26 protein-coding genes, 1 tRNA gene and 1 other RNA gene are annotated in these 20,393 nt (G+C 38.1%); 20 read left to right on the forward strand and 8 right to left on the reverse strand.

Going from position 1 to position 20,393, the window contains the following annotated elements; all coding sequences use genetic code 11:
- Positions 1-174: 174 nt before the first annotated feature.
- Complete coding sequence (locus tag ACR65M_RS17090) at positions 175-744, forward strand: nucleotidyltransferase domain-containing protein (RefSeq protein WP_440273879.1); 570 nt, start codon at positions 175-177, stop codon at positions 742-744.
- 58 nt (positions 745-802) lie between these two features.
- Here ACR65M_RS17090 and ACR65M_RS17095 read toward each other — a convergent pair whose 3' ends face one another.
- On the reverse strand, positions 803-1,252 hold the full coding sequence (locus ACR65M_RS17095; RefSeq protein WP_440273910.1) for a GNAT family N-acetyltransferase: 450 nt from the start codon (positions 1,250-1,252) through the stop codon (positions 803-805).
- A 344-nt stretch (positions 1,253-1,596) separates the two neighbouring features.
- Positions 1,597-1,821, reverse strand: coding sequence for a hypothetical protein (locus tag ACR65M_RS17100; protein WP_121446430.1), 225 nt, complete (start codon positions 1,819-1,821; stop codon positions 1,597-1,599).
- A gap of 150 nt (positions 1,822-1,971) precedes the next feature.
- Between ACR65M_RS17100 and ACR65M_RS17105 the strand changes: the two genes are divergently transcribed.
- The 6 genes from ACR65M_RS17105 to ACR65M_RS17130 all read left to right on the forward strand — a co-directional run bounded on the left by ACR65M_RS17105 (position 1,972) and on the right by ACR65M_RS17130 (position 5,041).
- Positions 1,972-2,448: a hypothetical protein gene (locus ACR65M_RS17105; RefSeq protein ID WP_121446429.1), complete on the forward strand. Its 477-nt coding sequence runs from the start codon at positions 1,972-1,974 to the stop codon at positions 2,446-2,448.
- A 9-nt stretch (positions 2,449-2,457) separates the two neighbouring features.
- Complete coding sequence (locus ACR65M_RS17110) at positions 2,458-2,982, forward strand: GNAT family N-acetyltransferase (protein WP_440273880.1); 525 nt, start codon at positions 2,458-2,460, stop codon at positions 2,980-2,982.
- A 10-nt stretch (positions 2,983-2,992) separates the two neighbouring features.
- Positions 2,993-3,472 (forward strand): SRPBCC family protein, encoded by a 480-nt coding sequence (locus ACR65M_RS17115; RefSeq protein ID WP_121446427.1) that lies wholly within the window; start codon positions 2,993-2,995, stop codon positions 3,470-3,472.
- Between the two features lie 156 nt (positions 3,473-3,628).
- Positions 3,629-4,036: a VOC family protein gene (locus ACR65M_RS17120; protein ID WP_440273881.1), complete on the forward strand. Its 408-nt coding sequence runs from the start codon at positions 3,629-3,631 to the stop codon at positions 4,034-4,036.
- A gap of 4 nt (positions 4,037-4,040) precedes the next feature.
- Positions 4,041-4,571 (forward strand): isochorismatase family protein, encoded by a 531-nt coding sequence (locus tag ACR65M_RS17125; protein ID WP_440273882.1) that lies wholly within the window; start codon positions 4,041-4,043, stop codon positions 4,569-4,571.
- Entirely contained in the window at positions 4,568-5,041 is a 474-nt protein-coding gene (locus ACR65M_RS17130; RefSeq protein WP_121446424.1) for a tetratricopeptide repeat protein, read from the forward strand. Before ACR65M_RS17125 ends, ACR65M_RS17130 begins: the two co-directional genes overlap by 4 nt.
- A gap of 22 nt (positions 5,042-5,063) precedes the next feature.
- On the opposite strand, the gene ACR65M_RS17135 is transcribed toward ACR65M_RS17130, so the two are convergent.
- Entirely contained in the window at positions 5,064-6,725 is a 1,662-nt protein-coding gene (locus tag ACR65M_RS17135) for a ribonuclease J (protein ID WP_440273883.1), read from the reverse strand.
- A gap of 114 nt (positions 6,726-6,839) precedes the next feature.
- Here ACR65M_RS17135 and ACR65M_RS17140 point away from each other — a divergent pair, with 114 nt between their 5' ends.
- From ACR65M_RS17140 to ACR65M_RS17170, 7 genes are all read left to right on the forward strand, one after another.
- A complete protein-coding gene (locus ACR65M_RS17140) occupies positions 6,840-7,436 on the forward strand; it encodes a hypothetical protein (protein ID WP_440273884.1) in 597 nt (198 codons plus the stop codon).
- Positions 7,437-7,444: 8 nt separating this feature from the next.
- Positions 7,445-7,849 (forward strand): hypothetical protein, encoded by a 405-nt coding sequence (locus ACR65M_RS17145; RefSeq protein ID WP_440273885.1) that lies wholly within the window; start codon positions 7,445-7,447, stop codon positions 7,847-7,849.
- A gap of 10 nt (positions 7,850-7,859) precedes the next feature.
- Entirely contained in the window at positions 7,860-8,213 is a 354-nt protein-coding gene (locus ACR65M_RS17150; protein ID WP_440273886.1) for a DUF4181 domain-containing protein, read from the forward strand.
- Between the two features lie 532 nt (positions 8,214-8,745).
- Entirely contained in the window at positions 8,746-9,741 is a 996-nt protein-coding gene (locus tag ACR65M_RS17155) for a nuclease-related domain-containing protein (protein WP_440273887.1), read from the forward strand.
- 195 nt (positions 9,742-9,936) lie between these two features.
- On the forward strand, positions 9,937-10,359 hold the full coding sequence (locus ACR65M_RS17160) for a DUF1801 domain-containing protein (RefSeq protein ID WP_440273888.1): 423 nt from the start codon (positions 9,937-9,939) through the stop codon (positions 10,357-10,359).
- Positions 10,360-10,453: 94 nt separating this feature from the next.
- Positions 10,454-10,822: a VOC family protein gene (locus ACR65M_RS17165; RefSeq protein WP_440273889.1), complete on the forward strand. Its 369-nt coding sequence runs from the start codon at positions 10,454-10,456 to the stop codon at positions 10,820-10,822.
- 178 nt (positions 10,823-11,000) lie between these two features.
- On the forward strand, positions 11,001-11,144 hold the full coding sequence (locus ACR65M_RS17170; protein ID WP_341330275.1) for a hypothetical protein: 144 nt from the start codon (positions 11,001-11,003) through the stop codon (positions 11,142-11,144).
- Positions 11,145-11,302: 158 nt separating this feature from the next.
- Here ACR65M_RS17170 and ACR65M_RS17175 read toward each other — a convergent pair.
- Positions 11,303-11,376, reverse strand: a tRNA-Arg gene (locus ACR65M_RS17175).
- A 125-nt stretch (positions 11,377-11,501) separates the two neighbouring features.
- Positions 11,502-11,696: non-coding RNA, 6S RNA (gene ssrS / locus ACR65M_RS17180), on the reverse strand.
- A 237-nt stretch (positions 11,697-11,933) separates the two neighbouring features.
- Here ssrS and ACR65M_RS17185 point away from each other — a divergent pair.
- The 6 genes from ACR65M_RS17185 (at position 11,934) to ACR65M_RS17210 (ending at position 17,351) form a co-directional block, all read left to right on the forward strand.
- Complete coding sequence (locus tag ACR65M_RS17185; protein WP_440273890.1) at positions 11,934-12,941, forward strand: DUF3231 family protein; 1,008 nt, start codon at positions 11,934-11,936, stop codon at positions 12,939-12,941.
- A gap of 262 nt (positions 12,942-13,203) precedes the next feature.
- A complete protein-coding gene (locus tag ACR65M_RS17190) occupies positions 13,204-13,695 on the forward strand; it encodes an NUDIX domain-containing protein (RefSeq protein WP_440273891.1) in 492 nt (163 codons plus the stop codon).
- 23 nt (positions 13,696-13,718) lie between these two features.
- Positions 13,719-14,573 carry an AraC family transcriptional regulator gene (locus ACR65M_RS17195; protein ID WP_440273892.1) on the forward strand — a complete coding sequence of 285 codons (855 nt, stop codon included), beginning with the start codon at positions 13,719-13,721 and terminating at the stop codon, positions 14,571-14,573.
- Positions 14,574-14,981: 408 nt separating this feature from the next.
- Positions 14,982-15,365 (forward strand): VOC family protein, encoded by a 384-nt coding sequence (locus ACR65M_RS17200; protein ID WP_121446398.1) that lies wholly within the window; start codon positions 14,982-14,984, stop codon positions 15,363-15,365.
- A gap of 33 nt (positions 15,366-15,398) precedes the next feature.
- On the forward strand, positions 15,399-16,661 hold the full coding sequence (locus ACR65M_RS17205) for an MFS transporter (RefSeq protein ID WP_440273893.1): 1,263 nt from the start codon (positions 15,399-15,401) through the stop codon (positions 16,659-16,661).
- Positions 16,662-16,712: 51 nt separating this feature from the next.
- Positions 16,713-17,351 carry a pyridoxamine 5'-phosphate oxidase family protein gene (locus ACR65M_RS17210; protein ID WP_440273894.1) on the forward strand — a complete coding sequence of 213 codons (639 nt, stop codon included), beginning with the start codon at positions 16,713-16,715 and terminating at the stop codon, positions 17,349-17,351.
- Between the two features lie 275 nt (positions 17,352-17,626).
- Here ACR65M_RS17210 and spoIIP read toward each other — a convergent pair whose 3' ends face one another.
- From spoIIP to ACR65M_RS17225, 3 genes are all read right to left on the reverse strand, one after another.
- Positions 17,627-18,778, reverse strand: a complete 1,152-nt coding sequence (gene spoIIP, locus ACR65M_RS17215; protein ID WP_440273895.1) for a stage II sporulation protein P — start codon at positions 18,776-18,778, stop codon at positions 17,627-17,629.
- 132 nt (positions 18,779-18,910) lie between these two features.
- On the reverse strand, positions 18,911-19,288 hold the full coding sequence (locus tag ACR65M_RS17220; RefSeq protein WP_440273896.1) for a VOC family protein: 378 nt from the start codon (positions 19,286-19,288) through the stop codon (positions 18,911-18,913).
- Between the two features lie 111 nt (positions 19,289-19,399).
- Positions 19,400-20,266, reverse strand: a complete 867-nt coding sequence (locus tag ACR65M_RS17225) for a YitT family protein (protein WP_440273897.1) — start codon at positions 20,264-20,266, stop codon at positions 19,400-19,402.
- Between the last annotated feature and the right edge of the window lie 127 nt (positions 20,267-20,393).

Genomic DNA, 20,393 nt, shown 5'->3' on the forward strand with positions numbered 1-20,393 from the left:
TAAGTAAGTAAAGCACTTAGAGTCCCCAGTATGTAGTGTATTAAATGAGGTAATAAATCAGTTAAATTACTACAGAAGCTAACGGGTGCGTTATTGAACAAACGGGGCAGGATAGTTGAAGAATCGAGTGCAAAATGTGAATAGATAGTAGATAAATTAATATGGAGGATACATATGTCATTTGGACAATGCCAGAGCATTAAGTCATTGATGTCAGGATTTGATAGACCTTGGTTTATTGCTGGAGGATGGGCAATTGATCTTTTTATAGGGAAAGGAACAAGAGAACATAAAGATATAGAGTTTGCCATTTTTCGAAAAGACCAAATATATTTGAAGAATTATCTCAAAGAATGGGAGTTTAAGAAAGTCGTTAATGGTAAGTTCCATGCTTGGGAAAGTGAGTTTTTAGAGTTACCAATTCACGAAATACACACTTTAAATATGTTAAGTGGCGACAAAATAGAAATTCTTCTAAATGAAACAAAAGAAAATAATTGGATATTTAGAAGAGATTTAAGGATATCATATCCACTCAATTCTATTGGTAGTATTAATGAAACAGGTATTCCATACCTAAAACCAGAAATTGTACTATTGTATAAGGCGAAAAACACAAGAGAAATAGATCATCAAGACTTTATAAAAATAAAGGATTATCTCGATAAAAAGAAGAAAAAATGGCTTGAAAATGCTCTGGAAATCCACGAACCAGAACATAAGTGGCTTAGATATTTAAGGTGATTTTTGTTGAACTAACAGGCTTAAATTACACGTCCTCCTTACAAAAAAATGAGGAACATTACTTAGTTAATTGCCATATGTACATATTATCCTTGATTCCGATTCTCTTCATATTTAATTTTTTTAAGACTTTAATTGATGAAATATTATCAATTAAACATTCAGCAACTATTTTTTTTACAGTACCGGTTGAGAATGCCCATTTAATAATTTCATTTACTGCTTCTGTAGCAAATCCCTTGTTTTGAGCTGCCGGTACAATCCCATAACCTACTTCAACAATATTTTCTGAGTCAGGTTTGCCTTTAAACCCAATATCACCAATGATTGTATTATCTTCTTTATTAATAACAAGCCATACACCCCATCCTAATAGGGAAGGGTCTTCTTTTAGTTTTTTCAAGTAATTGTTTATATGGCTTCCAATTTTAAATCCTTTGGTCGCATATACAGAAAATACTTCATCAGTGCAAGGGACAATTACTAGTCTTTGAGTTTGAAGTTCCATTTTTTCTCCTTGTTTACTTAATTTTAAATCATCTTCATTTCTCATTTATGTCTTCTTATAATTACTTTACTGTCCTATATATCCTCTGTAAACAATAATCGTAATAATTTATTCCACATTACTCAATGTTTTTATTGTGAAATCCTTCGCTTAAACATTCAATGCTTAAATTGAATAAGAACATCACATAAAATAACAAAAAAACTTGGGATGTCCCAAGTTTTTTTGTGTTAATTGTATTGTTAATTCCTTGCTATTTTCATTTCAAACCGTATGTTATTTGAACTGTGATTTTAAGTTTTCTTCACATTATCGGAAATCTTACTAAAACAGGGTGTTCATACTTAGATAATCTTTGTATCATTCTTTGGGGCTTCAAGTTTCATTTTTTCGAGCTCGACTCGCATTTTCTCAGTTTCAAGCAAGTAATTTTCATGCTTCAGCTTCTCTAACTCTAATTCATCTTGGATCATCTTATGTTTATATTTTGATTGTGTCTGAAAGTGACTCGTGATAATCGCAACAAGCGGAATTGAAAAAACCATTACAACCGCAACAATACCCGTCATTCTTTGACCTCCTTACAAAAAATCCGTTTCTTTATATATATTTCATTATACCAAATATACGGAAGAATAAGCCGTATGGTTTCAAAATGTGTAACCTTTTTTTAGAATGTTTCGTCAGTTTATTAAAAGCTCACATTTGGAGGACATATGATGAAAAAATGGATGTTTGTACTTTTAATTGCGATTTCTATTACTCTAACAGGTTGTGGAGAAAGTGATGCAAGTAGTAAGCTGTCTGGAAGAAAACCGCCGGAGACGGTGATTCAAATTGGAAATGAAACCTATCCAACGAAACTAGGTACGTACTGCTGGAGCACTTCAAATACAAGTGAATGTGTTGACACAGCTGGGCCTGAAGGATTATTGGAGGGAAAGGAACCGATTGTTGTGCCCCCAGGTGAAGAAATTACATTTATTATGGATTATGAGCCATTGCCAAATGAAGTGCACCTAGCTATTTACAATGGTGACAAGGAACAAGAAGTAAAAGTAGTAAATCATCGTTTTACGGCACCTGCGGAAAAAGGGATATATTACTATTCATATGGCGTTTGGTGGATGGATGAAAACGAAGAGAATGTATCAAACGGTGATGCGTTTTACGCCTTTGCACTCGAGGTAAAATAGGAGGACGTTATGAAAATAAGAAAAGCGGTATTAGCTGATGCATCAGGCATTGCCAAGGTGCATGTCGACAGTTGGAGATCGACCTATACAGGAATTGTTCCTGATGAGTACCTTCAGAATTTATCTTATGAATCTAGGGAAATGATGTGGAAAAAAGGAATCCCCAACGGCCATATATTTATAGCAGAAAATGAAGAAGGTGAAGTTGTAGGATTTGCCTGTGGTGGGCAAGAGCGGAGCGGGGAATACGGAAACTTTCATGGCGAGCTCTACGCCATTTATATTTTAAAAGAATATCAAGGGCGTGGCTTGGGTAAAAAGTTAGTAGCTCCTGTTGTAAGACAACTTTTAGGCAAACACATAACTAACATGCTAGTATTAGTTTTGGAAGAAAACAAATCCTGTCTATTTTACGAAGCACTTGGAGCCCGCAAACTAGATTCGGTCGAAGTCGAAATCGGCGGGAAGACACTGAAGGAAGCCGTTTACGGATGGGATGATTTAAAATCAAGCTTCGGCACGATAATGAACTAGGAGGTACAACATGCTAGCAATACTTGAAAAAAATGATTCCAATTACATAGCTACATTTGAACGTCACTTTTCACACTCCGTTGATGAGGTGTGGGCGATGCTAACAGAAAATGATAAACTACAATCATGGTTTTCAGAATTAAAGGTTGATTGTCTTCATAAGGGTGGCCGTCTCCTATTTGATATGGGGGATGGAACCTTCGAAGAAATGACCATCACTGACTTTAGTGACCACGCTGTTTTGGAATATACATGGGCAGACGACAAAGTCCGCTTTGAGTTGACCCCTGGGCCAAATGGTTGCAAACTTCTATTAATTGAAACGATCACAAAGTTGACTGACCATACCCCAAGAGACTTAGCTGGTTGGCATGTTTGTTTAGATATCATAGGTGTTTTACTTGATGGAAAACAAGTGGATGACCGTAAGAAGCTCTGGGAACCCTTATATGAACAATACGTCCAAGCCATAGCTAGCTTAACTAAATAACACTTCATAAAGAAGCCGATCCATAAGGATATGGCTTCTTTTTTATACGCCATCGAGCTCTCTTATTGGAAGATAATTCATAAAATTAAAAGGGAATTCAAAATATGGCTCGAATAAAGTAAATATCGAAGTCTGTTAAAAAAGGAGGCCAAGAAAATGTCACAAAAACTCATACGGGTCGGAACCACTTACCTTCCTGTTTCTAACGTGGAGCGTTCAGCTAGTTGGTACACTGAAAAACTTGGGGCTACGTTAAATTATATGGATGAGGACAAAGCCATCATCAATTTGGCGAATCAAAGCTTTTTCCTTGTTGCAGCATCGGAAGGACAAAACGCAAACTTCATAGATTCAAAAGGTAATGAACGCTTTTCACTAACTTTTGAGGTTGATGGTTTACAAGCATTAGAGAAATTACATAAAGAATTCAAAGATCTTCATATCACTGTAGGAGAAATCGAGGACCGTGGCCATGCAGGTAAGAACTTTGTATTTAGAGATCCAGACGATAACCAATTCGACGTTTGGAGCGAACTCAGTCCTACATTTAAAAAAGGAGGATAAATAAATGCAAGCATTACTAGTGATTGATGTCCAAAATGGCATAGTAAATTTTAAAGATTTTAGCGAGGAACTTCACAAAATTCAACAAATCATTCAAGATTTTAAAACGAGAAAACTACCAGTAATCATGGTACGTCATTTTGATGAGGTTGAGGAAAGTCCATTATATCGGGAATCTGAGGGCTCTGAACTGCATGAATCTGTCAGAGATTATGCGGATTATATCATTGAAAAAGAGACACCGAGTGCCTTTTTTAAAACAAAGCTAGCAAGTATTTTAGAGGAACTCGGAGTAGAGCACATATTTATTACTGGCTTTGAAACAGAGTTCTGTTGCATGTTTACCGCCATTTCCGGATATGATCGTGGCTATAAAGTAACCTTTATTGAAGATGCAACCGGAACCACAAACACTGAAGATACGTATGAGATGAAAGGACTTGATATTAATGACTTTGTAGGAACAGTCCTTAATTGGTCTAATGCTGTTGAGGTTCTATATTATAATGAGTATAAGGAGACCTATAAAAAATGAAGCAAGCACTTCAACTTAGAGAAGAGGGTCGTTTTAAGGAATCAAATGCACGGCTATTGAGTTTGGTAAAAGAGTCGCCAAATGATCCTCAGCTAAACTATCAGGTTGCCTGGAGTTTTGATGTGTTAGGTTTGGAATCGAATGCTGTCCCTTTTTATGAAAAATCGATCAGATTAGGTCTAGAAGGTGAAGACTTGGAAGGGGCACTTTTAGGTTTGGGTAGCACTTATCGGACCCTCGGAAAATATGAAAAATCAGCAGAGACTTTAGTAAAAGGTCTCGAGCTATTCCCTGAAAATCATGCGATAAGGTCTTTTTACGCAATGACACTATACAATCTTAATAGACACCAGGAAGCTATGGGAATTTTGCTAAAAAGTCTAGCCACGACCTCGGGGGATAAGTATATTCAACAATACAATCGTGCAATCAACTTTTACGCAGATAAGCTTGATGAAATATGGAAATAAAAAACCCTCCACAATCGGAGGGTTAGACTTCAATGATAAACGGAACAATCATCGGCTTTCGTTTTGTTTGGGCAAATAGGTACTGACCCACCGCTTTTTTAATTTCTCTTTTCATTGCATTCCACTGGTACTTATTTTCACTTTGCAGGTCTAGAATCGACTTTTTCACAAGTCGGTTCGTCTCCCTTAGAAGCTCTTCAGAGTCTCGATTGAACACAAAACCGCGCGTAATTGTATCTGGACCAGATATGATTTTCTGATCTCGTTTACTGAGTGTAACAACAATGACAACCATGCCATCCTCAGATAACTGCTTGCGGTCGCGTAAAATAATATCGCCTACATCACCGACACCAATTCCATCCACATATGTGTCTCCAGAAGGGACTTTCCGAGTTTGACGGGCCTCCGAATTTTGAACATCAACCACATCGCCATTTTGAATAATGAAGGTATTCTCCGGATCCACTCCAACGGATGCTGCTAGCAATTTGTGCTGATGTAACATCCGATATTCGCCGTGAATCGGGATAAAATATCTTGGTTTCATTAAGGTCAGCATGAGTTTTAATTCCTCCTGATACCCATGACCAGACACGTGCATTCCAGTTGCGCTTCCACCGTATAAAACGACCGCCCCAAGTTGGAACAAATTATCAATAATGCGTGATACATTTTTTTCATTACCTGGAATCGGACCGGCCGCTAGAATTACCGTATCCTCAGGAAGGATTTGAACATCTCGGTAACTTGCATTCGAAAGACGGGCAAGTGCAGCCAACGGTTCCCCCTGACTTCCTGTACATAAAATACAAACCTTCTCCGGTGCAAGATTGTTCACCTCTTTGGCATCAATCAGCATCCCATCTGGTAGGTTAAGGTACCCGCGCTCGACTGCAACATCTACCACATTCACCATACTTCGCCCAAGTAGAGCAAGTTTTCGGTTTGTTTTCATCGCGGCATCAACAACTTGTTGCACTCGACTAATGTTGGAAGCAAACGTTGACACAAATACCTTACGCCTTGCTTTGAAAAATGCTTCCTCTATACTGTTTCCAACTTTTAACTCAGTCGGTGTTGAACCAGGGCGCTCCGCATTCGTACTTTCTGATAATAGTACAAGCACACCTTCTCTCCCGATTTCAGCCATCCGATGAATGTCCGAATGTTGATCATTTACAGGTGTCAAATCAAATTTGAAGTCCCCAGTATGTACAACCCTACCCTCGGGAGTGTCAAACACAATTCCGAGGCAATCCGGAATACTATGATTTACTTTGAAAAAGGAAACTGAAATTTCTCCAAACGTAAGCTTTGAATCTGCATCAATAGTTATTAGCTCCGAATCTGCAATAAGTCGGTGCTCTGTCAGCTTTAACTCAATTAAACCTAGTGTAAATCGAGTCGCATAAATTGGTACATTGAGTTTTTTTAGAAAGTATGGAATCCCGCCAATATGATCCTCATGCCCATGCGTAATAAGTAATCCGCGAATTTTTTCCCGATTTTCTTCTAAGTAAGTAAGGTCTGGAATGATTAAGTCAATGCCAAGCAAGCTCTCATCCGGAAACTTCCCCCCACAATCAATCACCAAAATGTCATCATCATACTGTAGCACATACATATTTTTCCCAATCTCATTGATTCCGCCAAGTGCAAAAATCGATAATTCGTTGCTCAATACTTACGCCTCCTACATCTTAAATCGTGTTCTTAGTTTGACCAGAGTTTACTGGATTTATTTATAAGGTGTTCCAAAATATGTTAATATTAGTTTTGTGAGGGGGTACTGAACGTGAAACGATTACCATTTGAACGACGAAACGTACATTATAATGAGAAACTTTTTGAAATAGATGAGCAAATATGTGCCCTTTTAGAGAAGAGAAAAAATATCTCAAATGACAATCCAGGATTACCAAAGGAAGAAGTGATTTCTGGGTGGGCAAAAAAATATGGATTCTACGAAGAATATTTGAATGCTGTTTTTGAATCATTTCGAACTGAAAAATATTTCAAACCAAGGGTAGAGCCCGAAGGATTTAAGAAACACCTGCCGGTTTTAAAAGCTGTCGAAGTAAAAAATTTACTTTATACTATCAATTTTATACGACAATACTCGAACGCAAGTGTCATCAATTTAAATATCGATTGGGATGCATCAGAAGAAATCGAAGAAACGTGGGTACACACTTTTTGGGAATTAGAAATGGGAGACAAGTACGATTGCAGAACAGAAGGTGGTAGTGGATCAGGAGGCCATGTTTCTTTTAAATTTGTTGTGTCACCTCCACTACCAGACGATCCAAAGGGAATAGTCCTACAATTCACGGGAGATCAAACACCATATCGTGAAGCTCCAACTCGGGTAGAGTTTGAAATTGAATTATGAACTATTTTATGAAACTTAATGTAATGGGCACACTTTATGCCCTTGCTTTATTTGTTGCGATCGAACTAATTTTAAATGTTTATCGGATTAGTAGACTCACAGGCTGGGATCTTGGAAGTGTAATAAATGTAATCACTATTCTTGTTTTTGCGGGATTTGTTGGGGCAACCTTTTTGTTCATTTTGATGACAAAAAGGTGGATGAAGGCAAGAAAATCTAGTTACTGGTCTGTGGTACTTTGGGCACCATATCTTGTATTCTGTGTTTATATATTTGCTTCACTTTTCCCAATTATAGACCCCGGAGAAGTACCCAACCCAGGTGTCGGCCTAGTGCTCATTGCTGCTCTGTTTGTGTACCCATTTTATGTGGCTTTGGTGAATTTTGTCGGTGTGAATCTACGGAGAGGATAAGGTGTAATCTATGATTTTCAAATTGATCATTCTTGTTTTGGTGGTAATTTTGGTGGGTACTGCCGGCGAAACGTATATAAGAAGAAGGTTTAATATAGAAAAAAGAAGCAGGATATATGGCTGGATCAATAAAGTTCAGGCGAGCATTGAAATCGTACTATTTCTCGTGTTTATTGTCGGGCTTTGGTTCTTGATAAATCATATTTTTTTCTACATGATTGGTTTCTTTACCGTTCTTAATTCTCTCCGCGCTTTTATGCACTGGAAATATGAACCCGAAAAGAAGCACCATATCCTTTTTGTGTATGAATTAGTACTGTTAATGGCAGTTTGGGCTGTGGCATATTGGTGGATTTTTGGGTGATTTCAGGTATTAGCCATAAAATAAAAATAACGGCCATAAACTTTTTTTATTGGCCGTATTTTTGTGCTAACGGCTATAAAAGTTTAATAAAAGCCATAAATTGTCCCACGCTGAAAAGATTAATTAATTTTAGGCTGTTTTCGCAAACTTTGTTGTTTTTATATCGTTGACTTCCGCTTCAGGTGGACGCTTTCCGCGGGCGTGGCTTGAGCCTCCTCAACGAAATGTGGAGGCGGCTTGCACAGAAACGAGAAAATTGGCCACTCCGACAAAGAGGCGTAATTTGCCTCTGAAGGAGGAGTTGAAATTTCTCGAGTTTCTAGCCGCTACAACTGGACAAGTCGCTGCCGCTCCTGCGGGGTCTCAAGTCTCACGCTTTTCCCGCTGGAGTCGCCACCTTACGCTCCAACCAACTTGGTTTGCAATTTATTAACATAAAGCAACAATCTTTTAGAAAAGAGCCTAATTTTAAAAGGATTTAAAGGGATTTTGTCGAAAAAAACATTATCAAATCATAAAGGAGTTAGAGTTAATGAGGAAAAAAGAGTTAGAAATCCCTTTACGCATTAGAAAACTTGAAGCCGAACTAAAAAGATTACCGGAATCGCACCCAAAATATCAGGAAATTAGCGATGAATATGGCCGAAGGATGTCCGGTTATCGTGGTGAACAATCCTTAAAGTACTATTTGTCCTTTTTAAAAGAAAAAAATTACTCCATCTTCCACAACCTGCGTCTTCCTGACATCTCCGGAGAGCACTTTTTTGAAATAGACTTACTTCTAACCAGCCCCACATACCAACTAATCATTGATGCTAAACATTATCGCGGAGAATTATATTTTGACGGTAAGTTTGACCAACTGATCCAAACCTACAAAGATACGAAGAAATCGTACCACTGCCCGGTTGCCCAAATCAACAGGCACCAACTACAGCTAAAACGACTCCTCGAAACCTTTAAATTACCCAGCCCCCCAATTGAAAACTTAGTTGCCTTCACAAATCCCAATGCTATTATTGATGCCAGCAAAGACTTTAAACACTTTCATAAAGTCATAAAAAGCCCAAGTTTTCTTTCGAAAATAGATTTGTTTGAGAAGAGGAATAAGCAAGAAATATTGGATAAAAAACAACTTCAAAAAGTGTCAAAACTACTTTTAAAGAAACATACCCCACATGATCACGACATACTCGCACAATTCGGGATAAAAGAGCATGAACTCATTAAGGGCGTGCGATGTCCTAAATGCAACAAGATTCCAATGGAACGAACGCCCAGGTCGTGGCGCTGTACAAAGTGCAATTATACCTCTAAGACAGCTTATCTGAACTCTTTGGTTGATTATTCGCTTTTAATCGGGAACACAATCACAAATCAACAACTACGTGATTTCTTAAAATTGCCTACTCGTTCAGGTGCAAAAACAATATTCAAGTCATTAAATTTAGAGTATAGGGGTGATCTGAAGGCTAGAGTATATATCATCCCTGACGATTTTGAAAAAATCCTTAAAGAATTTGAGTGAAAATAGGGTTCGTTTAGTATTTATGGCTAATAATATTTTTTTATGGCTGATAAACAAAATTTATGGTCAATAATCAAGAAATATGGCCGATAATTAAACTTTATGGCCAATAGTTCCAAAAAGCAGGATTCCCCACCCCACGTCTCGAATGAATGAAAAATGTCAATCCTACATACTATCAAGGAGGTCTAAACCATGTATGAATTAAAAACAAAAGAGAATGACGCAAGTGTCATCGAATTTATTGAAAGTGTTGAGAGTCCGAAGAAGAAAGAGGATGCTTACAAATTATTAGATATTTTCACAGAAACGTCTGGATACCCGGCAAAAATGTGGGGGCCGAGCATTATTGGTTTTGGATCTTACCATTACAAATATGCCTCCGGTCATGAAGGAGATGCGCCACTTGTTGGATTCTCACCACGCAAAGCAAAAATTAGTCTGTATTTTGCACCTGGCGATACAAAGCGTGAGGAGCTTCTCGAAAAGTTCGGCAAGTACACAACTGGAAAAGCGTGTGTCTACATTAATAAAATTGCAGATGTCGATGTTGATGTACTTAAAGAGTTAATTACCCAATCCATACAATTTTTAAAAGAAAGGTATCCTGAAAAATAAGGTAAACTTATATCAATACATAAAATTAATCAAATATAGTTATCCCTCGAAATGAAGTACGATAGAAGTAACACATATTAAAGAGGCGATAAAAATGACTTATACCATTAAGGCAATTGACCACATTCAACTTGCTGCGCCAAAAGGCAGTGAAAACCAGGCACGCCATTTTTACGTAGCCATTTTAGGCTGCAAAGAAGTCGAAAAGCCAGAGACTCTTCGAAAAAACGGCGGTGCTTGGTTTACGTTTGGAACTGTGCAAATTCACATCGGTATCGAGGATCCGTTTGCTCCCGCCAAGAAGGCACATCCAGCATTCGATATCGAAAACTTAGAAGCCTTAAAACAACATCTTCTTAACAACAAAGTGGAGATAATTGATGACAACAACTTGCCGGGTGCAAATCGATTTTATGCGCATGATCCGTTTGGCAACCGCCTAGAATTCTTAGAATGGAAGTAGAGTTGAACCAATGAAAAACCAGTTACTCAATCCAGTTCCCGAAAAAATTAGACCTTGAACTACAAGACATCCTCGAACGAATCAGCAGTTCGAAGCCACTGCAAATATATGAATGAACGACAAACTGATTGCCCACACTATGGCTAATGTAGAATTTTCCATAGTGGAGGTGGTCAGTTTGCCTAAGGATACGAAAAATGAAAGCCTAGAACTTTCTTCAAATGATGCACTTCGCGGGAAGCCCTATCTCGATATCGATCGCACTATTATCGAGGGAGTTTCAGCGTATGTGAATAAAGAAACGAAAACAAAAGATGTATAGGGGCTTAAAGCCTCTTTTTGTTTTTTAAACGTAAGAGGAAAAAGTGAGTAGAGTCCAACAAGATAAAAAAAGGATGTCCCCTGAAATGAACCGTAAATGTTAGACACTCCAATCTAACGTTTACAAGGCATTTCACCCCGGACATCCTTTTAATTTAGCGTCCCAGATAGGAATCGAACCTACGACCTACAGCTTAGGAGGCTGTCGCTCTATCCTACTGAGCTACTGGGACATCATATAAAAAAATAAATACACTACAGTAGTTAATTATAAAATTAATTGCCGAAAAAGGTCAAGACATTGAAACGACAAATAAAAAATCCACTCTCCTTTTGGAAAATGGATTAGCATGAAATTGGAAAAGCCACAATTGCCGTAATACGCTAAGAAAGTTTAAAACCACCACTCCTCAAAGTGGGTGTTTGCAGAAACATTCCTGTATGTCCTTCAAGTCGCCATGGACGAAGGCCTGCCATTCCAGCTTCAATGTTAAACTCCCTATTACAGTTCAAAGGTTAAACTTTATTATGATTACGTACAATGTAGCTTGTATATGTATACTACATGATTGAAACGACGAAATCAAATGTAAAAAAAATCCAAAGTGTTGAATTTTGTCGTTGTCTTTTTCGGTCGGAAGCAATTGTTGTTAGAAATAGTAGTGAAATCAACAACATCTATAGTAAATAGAAAGAATTTTTGTCGAAAAAAATTTGAGAGCCTGTGATTTTTGAATACATTCGCTCAGCTTGAAAATACTATATAAAAAAAGTGATGAGGAGTTATGCAATGAAACCAACTAATGAGCAACTTACTTCGGCAGAAATGGGTAAGCTGTGGGCGGTCTACATGGGGAACTCAATGGCCATTTGCGTGTTAACCTATTATCAAAAACATTGCCAGGACCCTGATATTATGGAGATTCTTAAAAAAGCAAAAAGCCTCAGCGAAAAAATAATAACTGGAATTACAGAGATATTCAAAAAAGATAATTTTCCAATACCAATTGGATTCGACGTTAAAAAGGATGTTAACCTAGAGGCACCTAGATTGTTTGTAGATGAATTTTACCTTCATTATTTAAAGTATACTGCTAAGGCAGGGCTTAGCCTTTACTCTACTGCGATTCCTATGATGATACGGAAAGACGTTAGAGAACTTATTCTTACTATCGACCACAATACAATTCAATTTTTAGTTGCTCTAAATGAAATTCTAGAGAATAAAGGTTATTTAACAAAACCACCAATCATCCCAATCCCTAAGGAAGTAAGTTTTGTGGAAAAACAGAGCTATCTAGCTGGATTCCTTGGTGACGCAAGACCGCTACATGCTTTAGAAATTGCACACCTTCAAGATAATCTTGAAAACAATGTAGCAAGTAAAGGGCTATTGATTGGATTTAGCCAAGTAGCCACTCATAAAAAAGTAAGAGAGTTTATGCAACGCGGAGTGGAAATTACACATGATCATATTAAAGATGCTAGGGAAAAATTAAATGAAAATAATCTACCAGGGCATCCATTACTTGATGATTTAGTGGAACCATCATCCATCCCTCCTTTTTCAGACAAGTTGATGGTTTTCCATAAGATTGATATGTTCTCAATGAAGATTCGGTCTTATGCTAACGCAATGTCAACAAACGGTAGACGAGACCTTGGGATGATGTATGGTAAGTTCATTATCGATGTAGGAAAATTCGCAGAAGATGGCGCAAATATCATGATCGACGAACACTGGTTTGAAAAACCACCACATGCTGTCGACAGGAAAGCACTTCTTGATGACCGATAAAATGAAAAAGTCAGGCAACCATAGCCTGACTTTTTTATTTAGGTAACGTAATTTCAAAAGCTCGATTATTCCCCTTTTTGCTTTTTCAACTAGTTTGCTAATATTCAAATCCTGTCCTCCTTTCTTCATTAGTTAGAGAAACTAGACATCCAAAACGTTTCAAATTTATTAAAAGGATTTTAGTATTTATTATCGAAATACATATAAATCTTATCATTTTTAAAAAGGGCGGAAGAGAAAAATGCCGGAAACACATGGCAATATGTTTAAGATTAGACAAGCGGTCGGAGCAATCGTTTCTAGAGACAATCACTTGTTACTTGTACATAAAACAAAAATAAATACTCGAATAGGTACAGAAAACATAGATGGCGAGTGGGATTTTGTTAAAGGAGGAATCGAAGATAGTGATGTATCGCCAAGAGATGCAATCCTCCGTGAATTGCAAGAAGAAACAGGCTCGACCGATTTTTTGATCATTAAGCAGTTTGATGAAAAAATTAAATTTAAGTTCCCTGAAAAAATGAAAAAGAAAATCGGATATGATCGCCAGGAAACCACAATGTTTTTAGTTGAATTCACAGGTGCCAATTGCGACTTAGCTCCTGTAGATAAAGAAATTGCAGACCTTCAATTTATTCCGGAAAAAGAGGTCGGCGACAAACTTACTCACGAAGATACAAGAAGCTTTTTTATGAAAAATCTGTCTCAACAAAGCACAAAAAGACAGGATGGAAAAATGTGTGACAAGTAGAATGAAGGTAAGGAGTGAGGGAAATGAGTTGGCTAGAATCATTACAGAACGCAATTGATTATATGGAGGATCATCTGCTTGATGATGTCTCGATTGAGGAGATAGCGAGTCATGCAAATGCATCACCGTTTCATTTTCAACGGACATTTTCGATTCTAACAGACATTACAGTGGGTGATTACCTCCGCCGACGCAGGTTAACATTAGCAGCTGAAGAACTATCGAGAACAGACACAAAGATTATTGATCTAGCCTACAAATATTGCTATGACACTCCCGAGGCTTTCACAAAAGCCTTTCGGAAACAACACGGTGTAACGCCAAGCGATGTCAGAAAGGGGATTGGAAAGCTGCAATCATATAGCCGCCTGGTCATTCAGGTGAGTCTGAAAGGAGCAGATCCAGTGAAGTACCGAATTGTAGAAAAGGAAGGATTTAAAGCAGTTGGGGTGAAACGACAGTTTTCATGTGTGAATGATGAGCATCTTATGATGATCCCGAAATTATGGGATGAAGTGAATTCCGATGGTACCTGCGATTCATTAATTCCACTAATGAATGGCGAAACAAACGGAATATTAGGTATTTGTGTTAGCGAGCCAAATACCAGAGCAATCGATTATTGGGTGGCAGTGGAAAACAGAGATGGCGCATCAGGAAAGTACGACATTTTAGACTTACCAGCTTCAAAATGGGCCGTATTCGAGGTTCACGGCGCGATGCCACACGCGATGCAAGACGCATGGAAAAAAATCTACTCAGAATGGTTTCCATCAAGCGGGTATACGTATGCAGGGACTGCTGAATTCGAACTATACCCAGAAGGAAACGCAGCAGACCCCAATTACTACTCAGAAATTTGGATACCAGTAAAGTAAAGAGATAGCCCCAAGGAGATTCCTTGGGGCTTTAAATGTGGGGTAATTTTCGCTAGTGGCAGTAAGTTGGCGATTAGCGGCAGTATTTTTGGAATAGTGGCAGTATTTCCGAATTAGTGGCAGTAACCAAAAGGTTATAGTCCTGATTAAGTGAGTGATTCCTGAAAAAAACATGTCATCGCGACCACTTATGGCTGTTAATCGAAAAATATGGCTAATAAATAAAATTTATAGCCAATAAAATGAATTTATAGCCAATAATTAAAACTTATGGCTGTTAACCCAAATTTTTCGAAACGGCCTCTTAGCCCACAACCAAATACAATTAGACAGAAATTTCGGAAAAACATATAATGGAAATATCTAAAATACATATAACGAGTAAACGTTTAAGTAAGGAGGGACGAAATGAACTTAACACATATTCGTCTGTTAGTAGATAACTATAAAGAATGTTTCTTATTTTACCGAGACACATTAGGTTTTGAAGTTTCATGGGGGGATAAAGAATCCAATTATGCTGATTTTACTGGAATTGGTGGAGCGAAGTTGGGTCTTTTTGAAAGAAAACAAATGGTGGCTGCGATCGGTACTGAATATGTACCACTTGTAGAAAATCAGGACAATTCGGCATTGATTTTTAAAGTGGACAGTGTCGAGGATACATACGAAAAAATGAAGGATAAACTTGAGTTCATCACGAAGCCACACGAACAAGTTGATTGGATGCTGAAGGTTGCCCATTTTCGAGACCCAGCAGGCAATTTAATTGAAATCTATGAGAATCTTTAAACCTGCATTGTAAAACAAGAAGGAGTGCTGTCCATGCATTATGGCTGGGTTGTGGTTTGGATTACATTCGTTGCGGTATTGATAGCAGCTGGAATTCGCTCAATTACAGGTGTTATTTTAATTCCGCTAGAGCAAGAGTTTGATTGGAGCCGTTCATCCATTTCATTTGCTTTTGCTATTAATCTCATACTCTATGGAATTTCAGGGCCGTTCATTGCTGCGGGGCTTGAGAGATTAGGCGTTCGAAAAATCATGGCCTACTCGATGGTCCTGTTAGTTATCGGATTAATTACAAGTTTGTACATGACACATATCTGGCAGCTTCACCTCATTTGGGGAGTCATTATTGGATTAGGTTCGGGCGTTTTTTTATCCGTACTTTCAGCAAATATCGCAACGATTTGGTTTGAAGAAAAGCGCGGAATGGTTTTGGGTCTCCTTATGGCTGCAACCGCTGCGGGGCAAATGGTCTTTTTACCGTTATTATCATTTTTAACTGAGGAATTTTCCTGGAGAGTAGGAATGACTGTATTTATCGGACTAGGACTCCTAATAACCCCGATCATCTTTATTTGGATGAAGGATCATCCACGTGATAAGGGGCTTCTGCCTTATGGGGCAACCAAGGAAGAAGTGAAAAATGAAACTAAAAAGAATCCAATCAGTTCTGCCTTTGAAGTGCTATGGATTGGAATGCGCTCCGTACCGTTTTGGTTACTGTCAGGTAGTTTCTTCATTTGCGGCTTGTCGACTGCAGGTCTTTTAGGTACACATTTTATCCCAGCCTCAACCCACCATGGAATACCTGAGGTACACGCAGCGAGCATCTTCGCGTTCATGGGTGTTTTTAATATAATTGGAACGATGATTGCGGGCTGGTTATCTGATCGTTTCGACAACCGTTGGCTCTTATTTTGGTTTTATGGTCTTCGAGGACTGTCGTTACTCGTGTTGCCGTACGCTCTTCAGATGCAGTCGTATGTGATGCTTATCGCCTTTGCCGTATTTTATGGATTGGACTGGATTGCTACGGTTCCGCCAACGGTTCGACTCGCAGCTGACTTCTTCGGAAAAATAAATGGGCCGATTATTTATGGCTGGGTGTTTGCAGCCCACCAAATCGGATCTGGAGTAGCTGCATATTTAGGTGGATATTTTTACGAGGTTTTCCATAGCTACACCATCACGTTTCTATCCGCAGGAGTCCTATGTATCGTTGCAACCCTGTTTGTATTAATCATAAAAAAACAAGCCACAATCATTCCCCAGGACCCTAGTGTGACGGTTAGTAAATAAACGAAGAGGAGTATCTGGTTTTTTACTACAAAAAAAGAAGGTGTAATGAAAATGAAAAAAGGAAATCCATTTCTACATAAAATTGAAACAGAAGAAGAGTTGCGCTCGATGATGGGTACTCCAAGTGAGTTAGTCAAAAGAAAAGCTATTTCTTATCTTGATCAAAATTGTGTAGAGTTCATTTCTAACTCACCATTTCTTGTCCTTTCCACGTCTGATGAATCTGGCTTTTGTGACGTCTCTCCAAGGGGAGATCATGCAGGTTTTGTTCAGGTGTTAAGCAAGAAGTATTTACTCATACCCGAGAGACCTGGGAATAAGAGAATGGACTCACTTCGAAATATTTTAACGAATCCTAGGATAGGTCTTCTTTTTATGATTCCAGGATTAGGTGAAACAATGAGAGTGAATGGAAAAGCCACGGTGGTCAAGGACCATGAACTCTTTGAGGAAATGGCCGTTAATGGGAAAAAGCCACTGATAGGCATAGGAGTTGAGGTAGAGGAGTGCTTTATCCATTGTGCCAAAGCCTTTATCCGTTCAGGATTATGGAAGCCTGATTCTTGGCCGGATCAAACGCAATTACCATCTCCAGCAAAAATGTTACTTGAACACACGAAACTCCCTCATGCAACAAGAGAATCAATCCAGAGTAGCCTTGAAGAAAGTTATTCGAAAAGACTTTATTAGATTGGTAGGACGAATTAAGATGTACGTAAATAGGTGCGTTAATCCATAAAGGGTTAAACGCACCTATTCTTGTTTGACAAATAATTCTATTACAGCGCGGGATTAGGGTATTTTACCCCCGTTGTTTTTCTTTCTCCAAAACCAATAGTTTAATCAACGCTTTGCAACACATCACAATACCAGTGAGAAATGCTGCAAGGGTATAGCCAAAGGGTAAGTAAAAAAAGCAAAACAAAGTGGAGACAAACAACCAAATAAGCCAAAAAAGTAACTCTTTATTCATTTGTTGCATTCACTTTCTCAGCATCGATGATATGTTCACTGATTACTTTTGCCAGCGCATCAACTGTGTTTTTTATTTCTTTCATGTCATTATCGACGCCACCGACCTCGATGAGAATGGAGTTTTCCGCTAAGTCCTGATTGTACACTCCATTTCCTTGGTCCAGTCCCTTTCCGATCACACCCCTGCTGATTCCTGGGAACTGCGATTCGATAGATTTATCTAGAGCCTCGGCTAAGGCATAGCTTCGTTCAAAATTTCGACTCGCTTTTCCTACCACAAAAAATACTCTCGCATATGGTTTATTGTTAATGGTAACAGTTGTTACATCTTTTCGAACACTGTCACGATGAATATCGATTAGAAAGTCGATATCGGAGTCACTAGCCATTGCCGATTGAACAATCTCACGCGAGACTGCATAAGATTCAGTCGTGTCCCACCCTTTTTCCTTCAATAATTGCCCAATATTCGTCTTATCGACAACTGCCCCAATTCCGTATTTTTCTAACTCTTTTCCTAGAAGTTCGCCAACAACTGTAATGTTTGTTTTAGAATCGACCGCTTTATTCATGTCCGGGTCACTTGTGAGTCCAAGAAGAGGTAAGTAGGATTCATAACTGTGAGAGTGGTAGATTAGCACCTTTTTATCCGTGGCTAGATTGACTGGTGGAGTTTTCGGATCTTCCTTATTAAACTCATCCAGTTCCTTTTGAGCCATTTCTCTTTCTTGTAGTAAGACATCCAAAGGTGGGGCCGATTCGTATGGAAGATTGGTAAAATCTGTACCCTCCCCAGATATCAGGATTTCGGTATGATGCAAAGATAATCCGGGTAGTTCATGGCCGAAAAAGCTTCGCAAATCACCATAATTAAATTGAAAGGTTGATTCTACTAAGGTTTTTGTGAAAGATTCTTGTTCCACGGTTAAAGATTGTCCGAAATAGGCATTTTCAGATTCAAGTAATTTTACAAAAAACTTAGTTGGAAAGGTTCGAATGTTAATATCGATTTCGCGAAAACTCATCCAATCTTTTTTAATAGAGGATATGCTTGATGCGGCTGCAAAACAAATGAGTACGGTTAAGATAAACAGAAGGGCGACTCGTGGAATCAACATTTGCCCATACCCTAAATTTTTCATGATATCCGTCCTTTATTGCTTTTGGACATATATATGAATAATTGTACCTAAATAGAATGTCTATTTTCCTATGATCGATTTTGTTCAAATGAAAAAAGCATGGCGGACCATGCTTTCCAGGGCAAAACTCTCTTACTTATCTTCTCGTAATAAATACTCATTTCCATCTTGATCGTAGAAGGTGAACATAGAGCCATACGGCATTTTTTGTAGTTCCCCAACTTTAACTCCATTTGAGTTCATATTTTCATAAGCAGTGTCGATATCAGTTGTGCTGAAAAGAATCGATGGATGAGAAACCTTTGATGGGTCATGCTGCTCCATAGCTGTCTTCGCATAGAGTACCAACGTCGTAAACTCGTTCTCACTTGGACCAACTTCTATCCAAGAGAATTCGGGTCCCATTGGTTGTTCAAACTTTAAAACAAAGCCAAGTTTGTTCACCCAGAAATCCTTTGCTTGTTCTTGATCTTCCACATAAACAGTTACTTTACCAATTTTATTAATCATCATTATCACCTATTTCTATAGTTTCATCTAAATGTTAACAAATCAGCAAGTAAAAACGAAATGCTTGTATAACAAAAAATACAGAGGCCATCTAGCCTCTGCATTTACTACTTAATGTCCGCTGCCGTTTCCAAAATTACTACCCGTCACATCAGCGATATTTTCAATCGCAATCAATGCACTTGGATCCAGTTCATGAGAAATTTCCTTTAATGTGGAGAGCTCGATCCGACTAACAATTGTATAAATGATTTTCCTTGGTTCATTTGTGTAGGCCCCTTCACCATGAATAAAGGTAATTCCACGACCCAAAACTTTATTCAATTCATTAGCAAGCTCATCAGGCATATCAGAAATAATGGTTACTGATTTTAATTCTTCCAAGCCTTCAACCACAATGTCAATCATTTTAAAAGCAATGTAATATGTAATTATTGAGTACATGGCTGTTTCCCAACTGAATACGAGCAAAGCAGCAAGAATAAAAATAAACACGTTCGTAATCATCACAAATTGTCCAACAGATACGGGTCGTTTCCTACTTACGATGATGGCCAAAATTTCTGTACCATCTAAAGCCCCACCAGTCCGAATGACCAATCCGACACCTGTTCCTAAAATAACCGCCCCAATAATCGTTGCTAAAAATAGATCATTTGTTACAGGTTCAAAATGATGCAAATAAGCAGTAAAGGCGGATAATACAACAACGCCATATAACGTATGTAAAGTAAATTTAATTCCCATTTTTCGATACCCAAGAAAAAGGAAAGGAATATTTAAAACAATAAGGAAGATACTCATTGGAACTCCAAATATCTTGGACGCAATGATGGACAGACCGATAACCCCACCATCCAAAATATCATTTGGAACTAAAAAGAGTTCCAACCCAAAGCCCGCGATGAGAGCCCCGATGGTAATCATAATAAGTTGTTTAATTTCTGTTAATACCCGTTTTTTCTTTGTTTTACCCACAAAAACCAAGCCTTTCACTATTAAAAATAAAATTTACTTATTAATATTACCACATATGACGGACATGCTTACAATTTTTGAAGGAAATTAATACCTTTAAGTGGAAAAATATAATAAGTAAATTTAA

Source organism: Ferdinandcohnia sp. SAFN-114, from assembly GCF_059415045.1.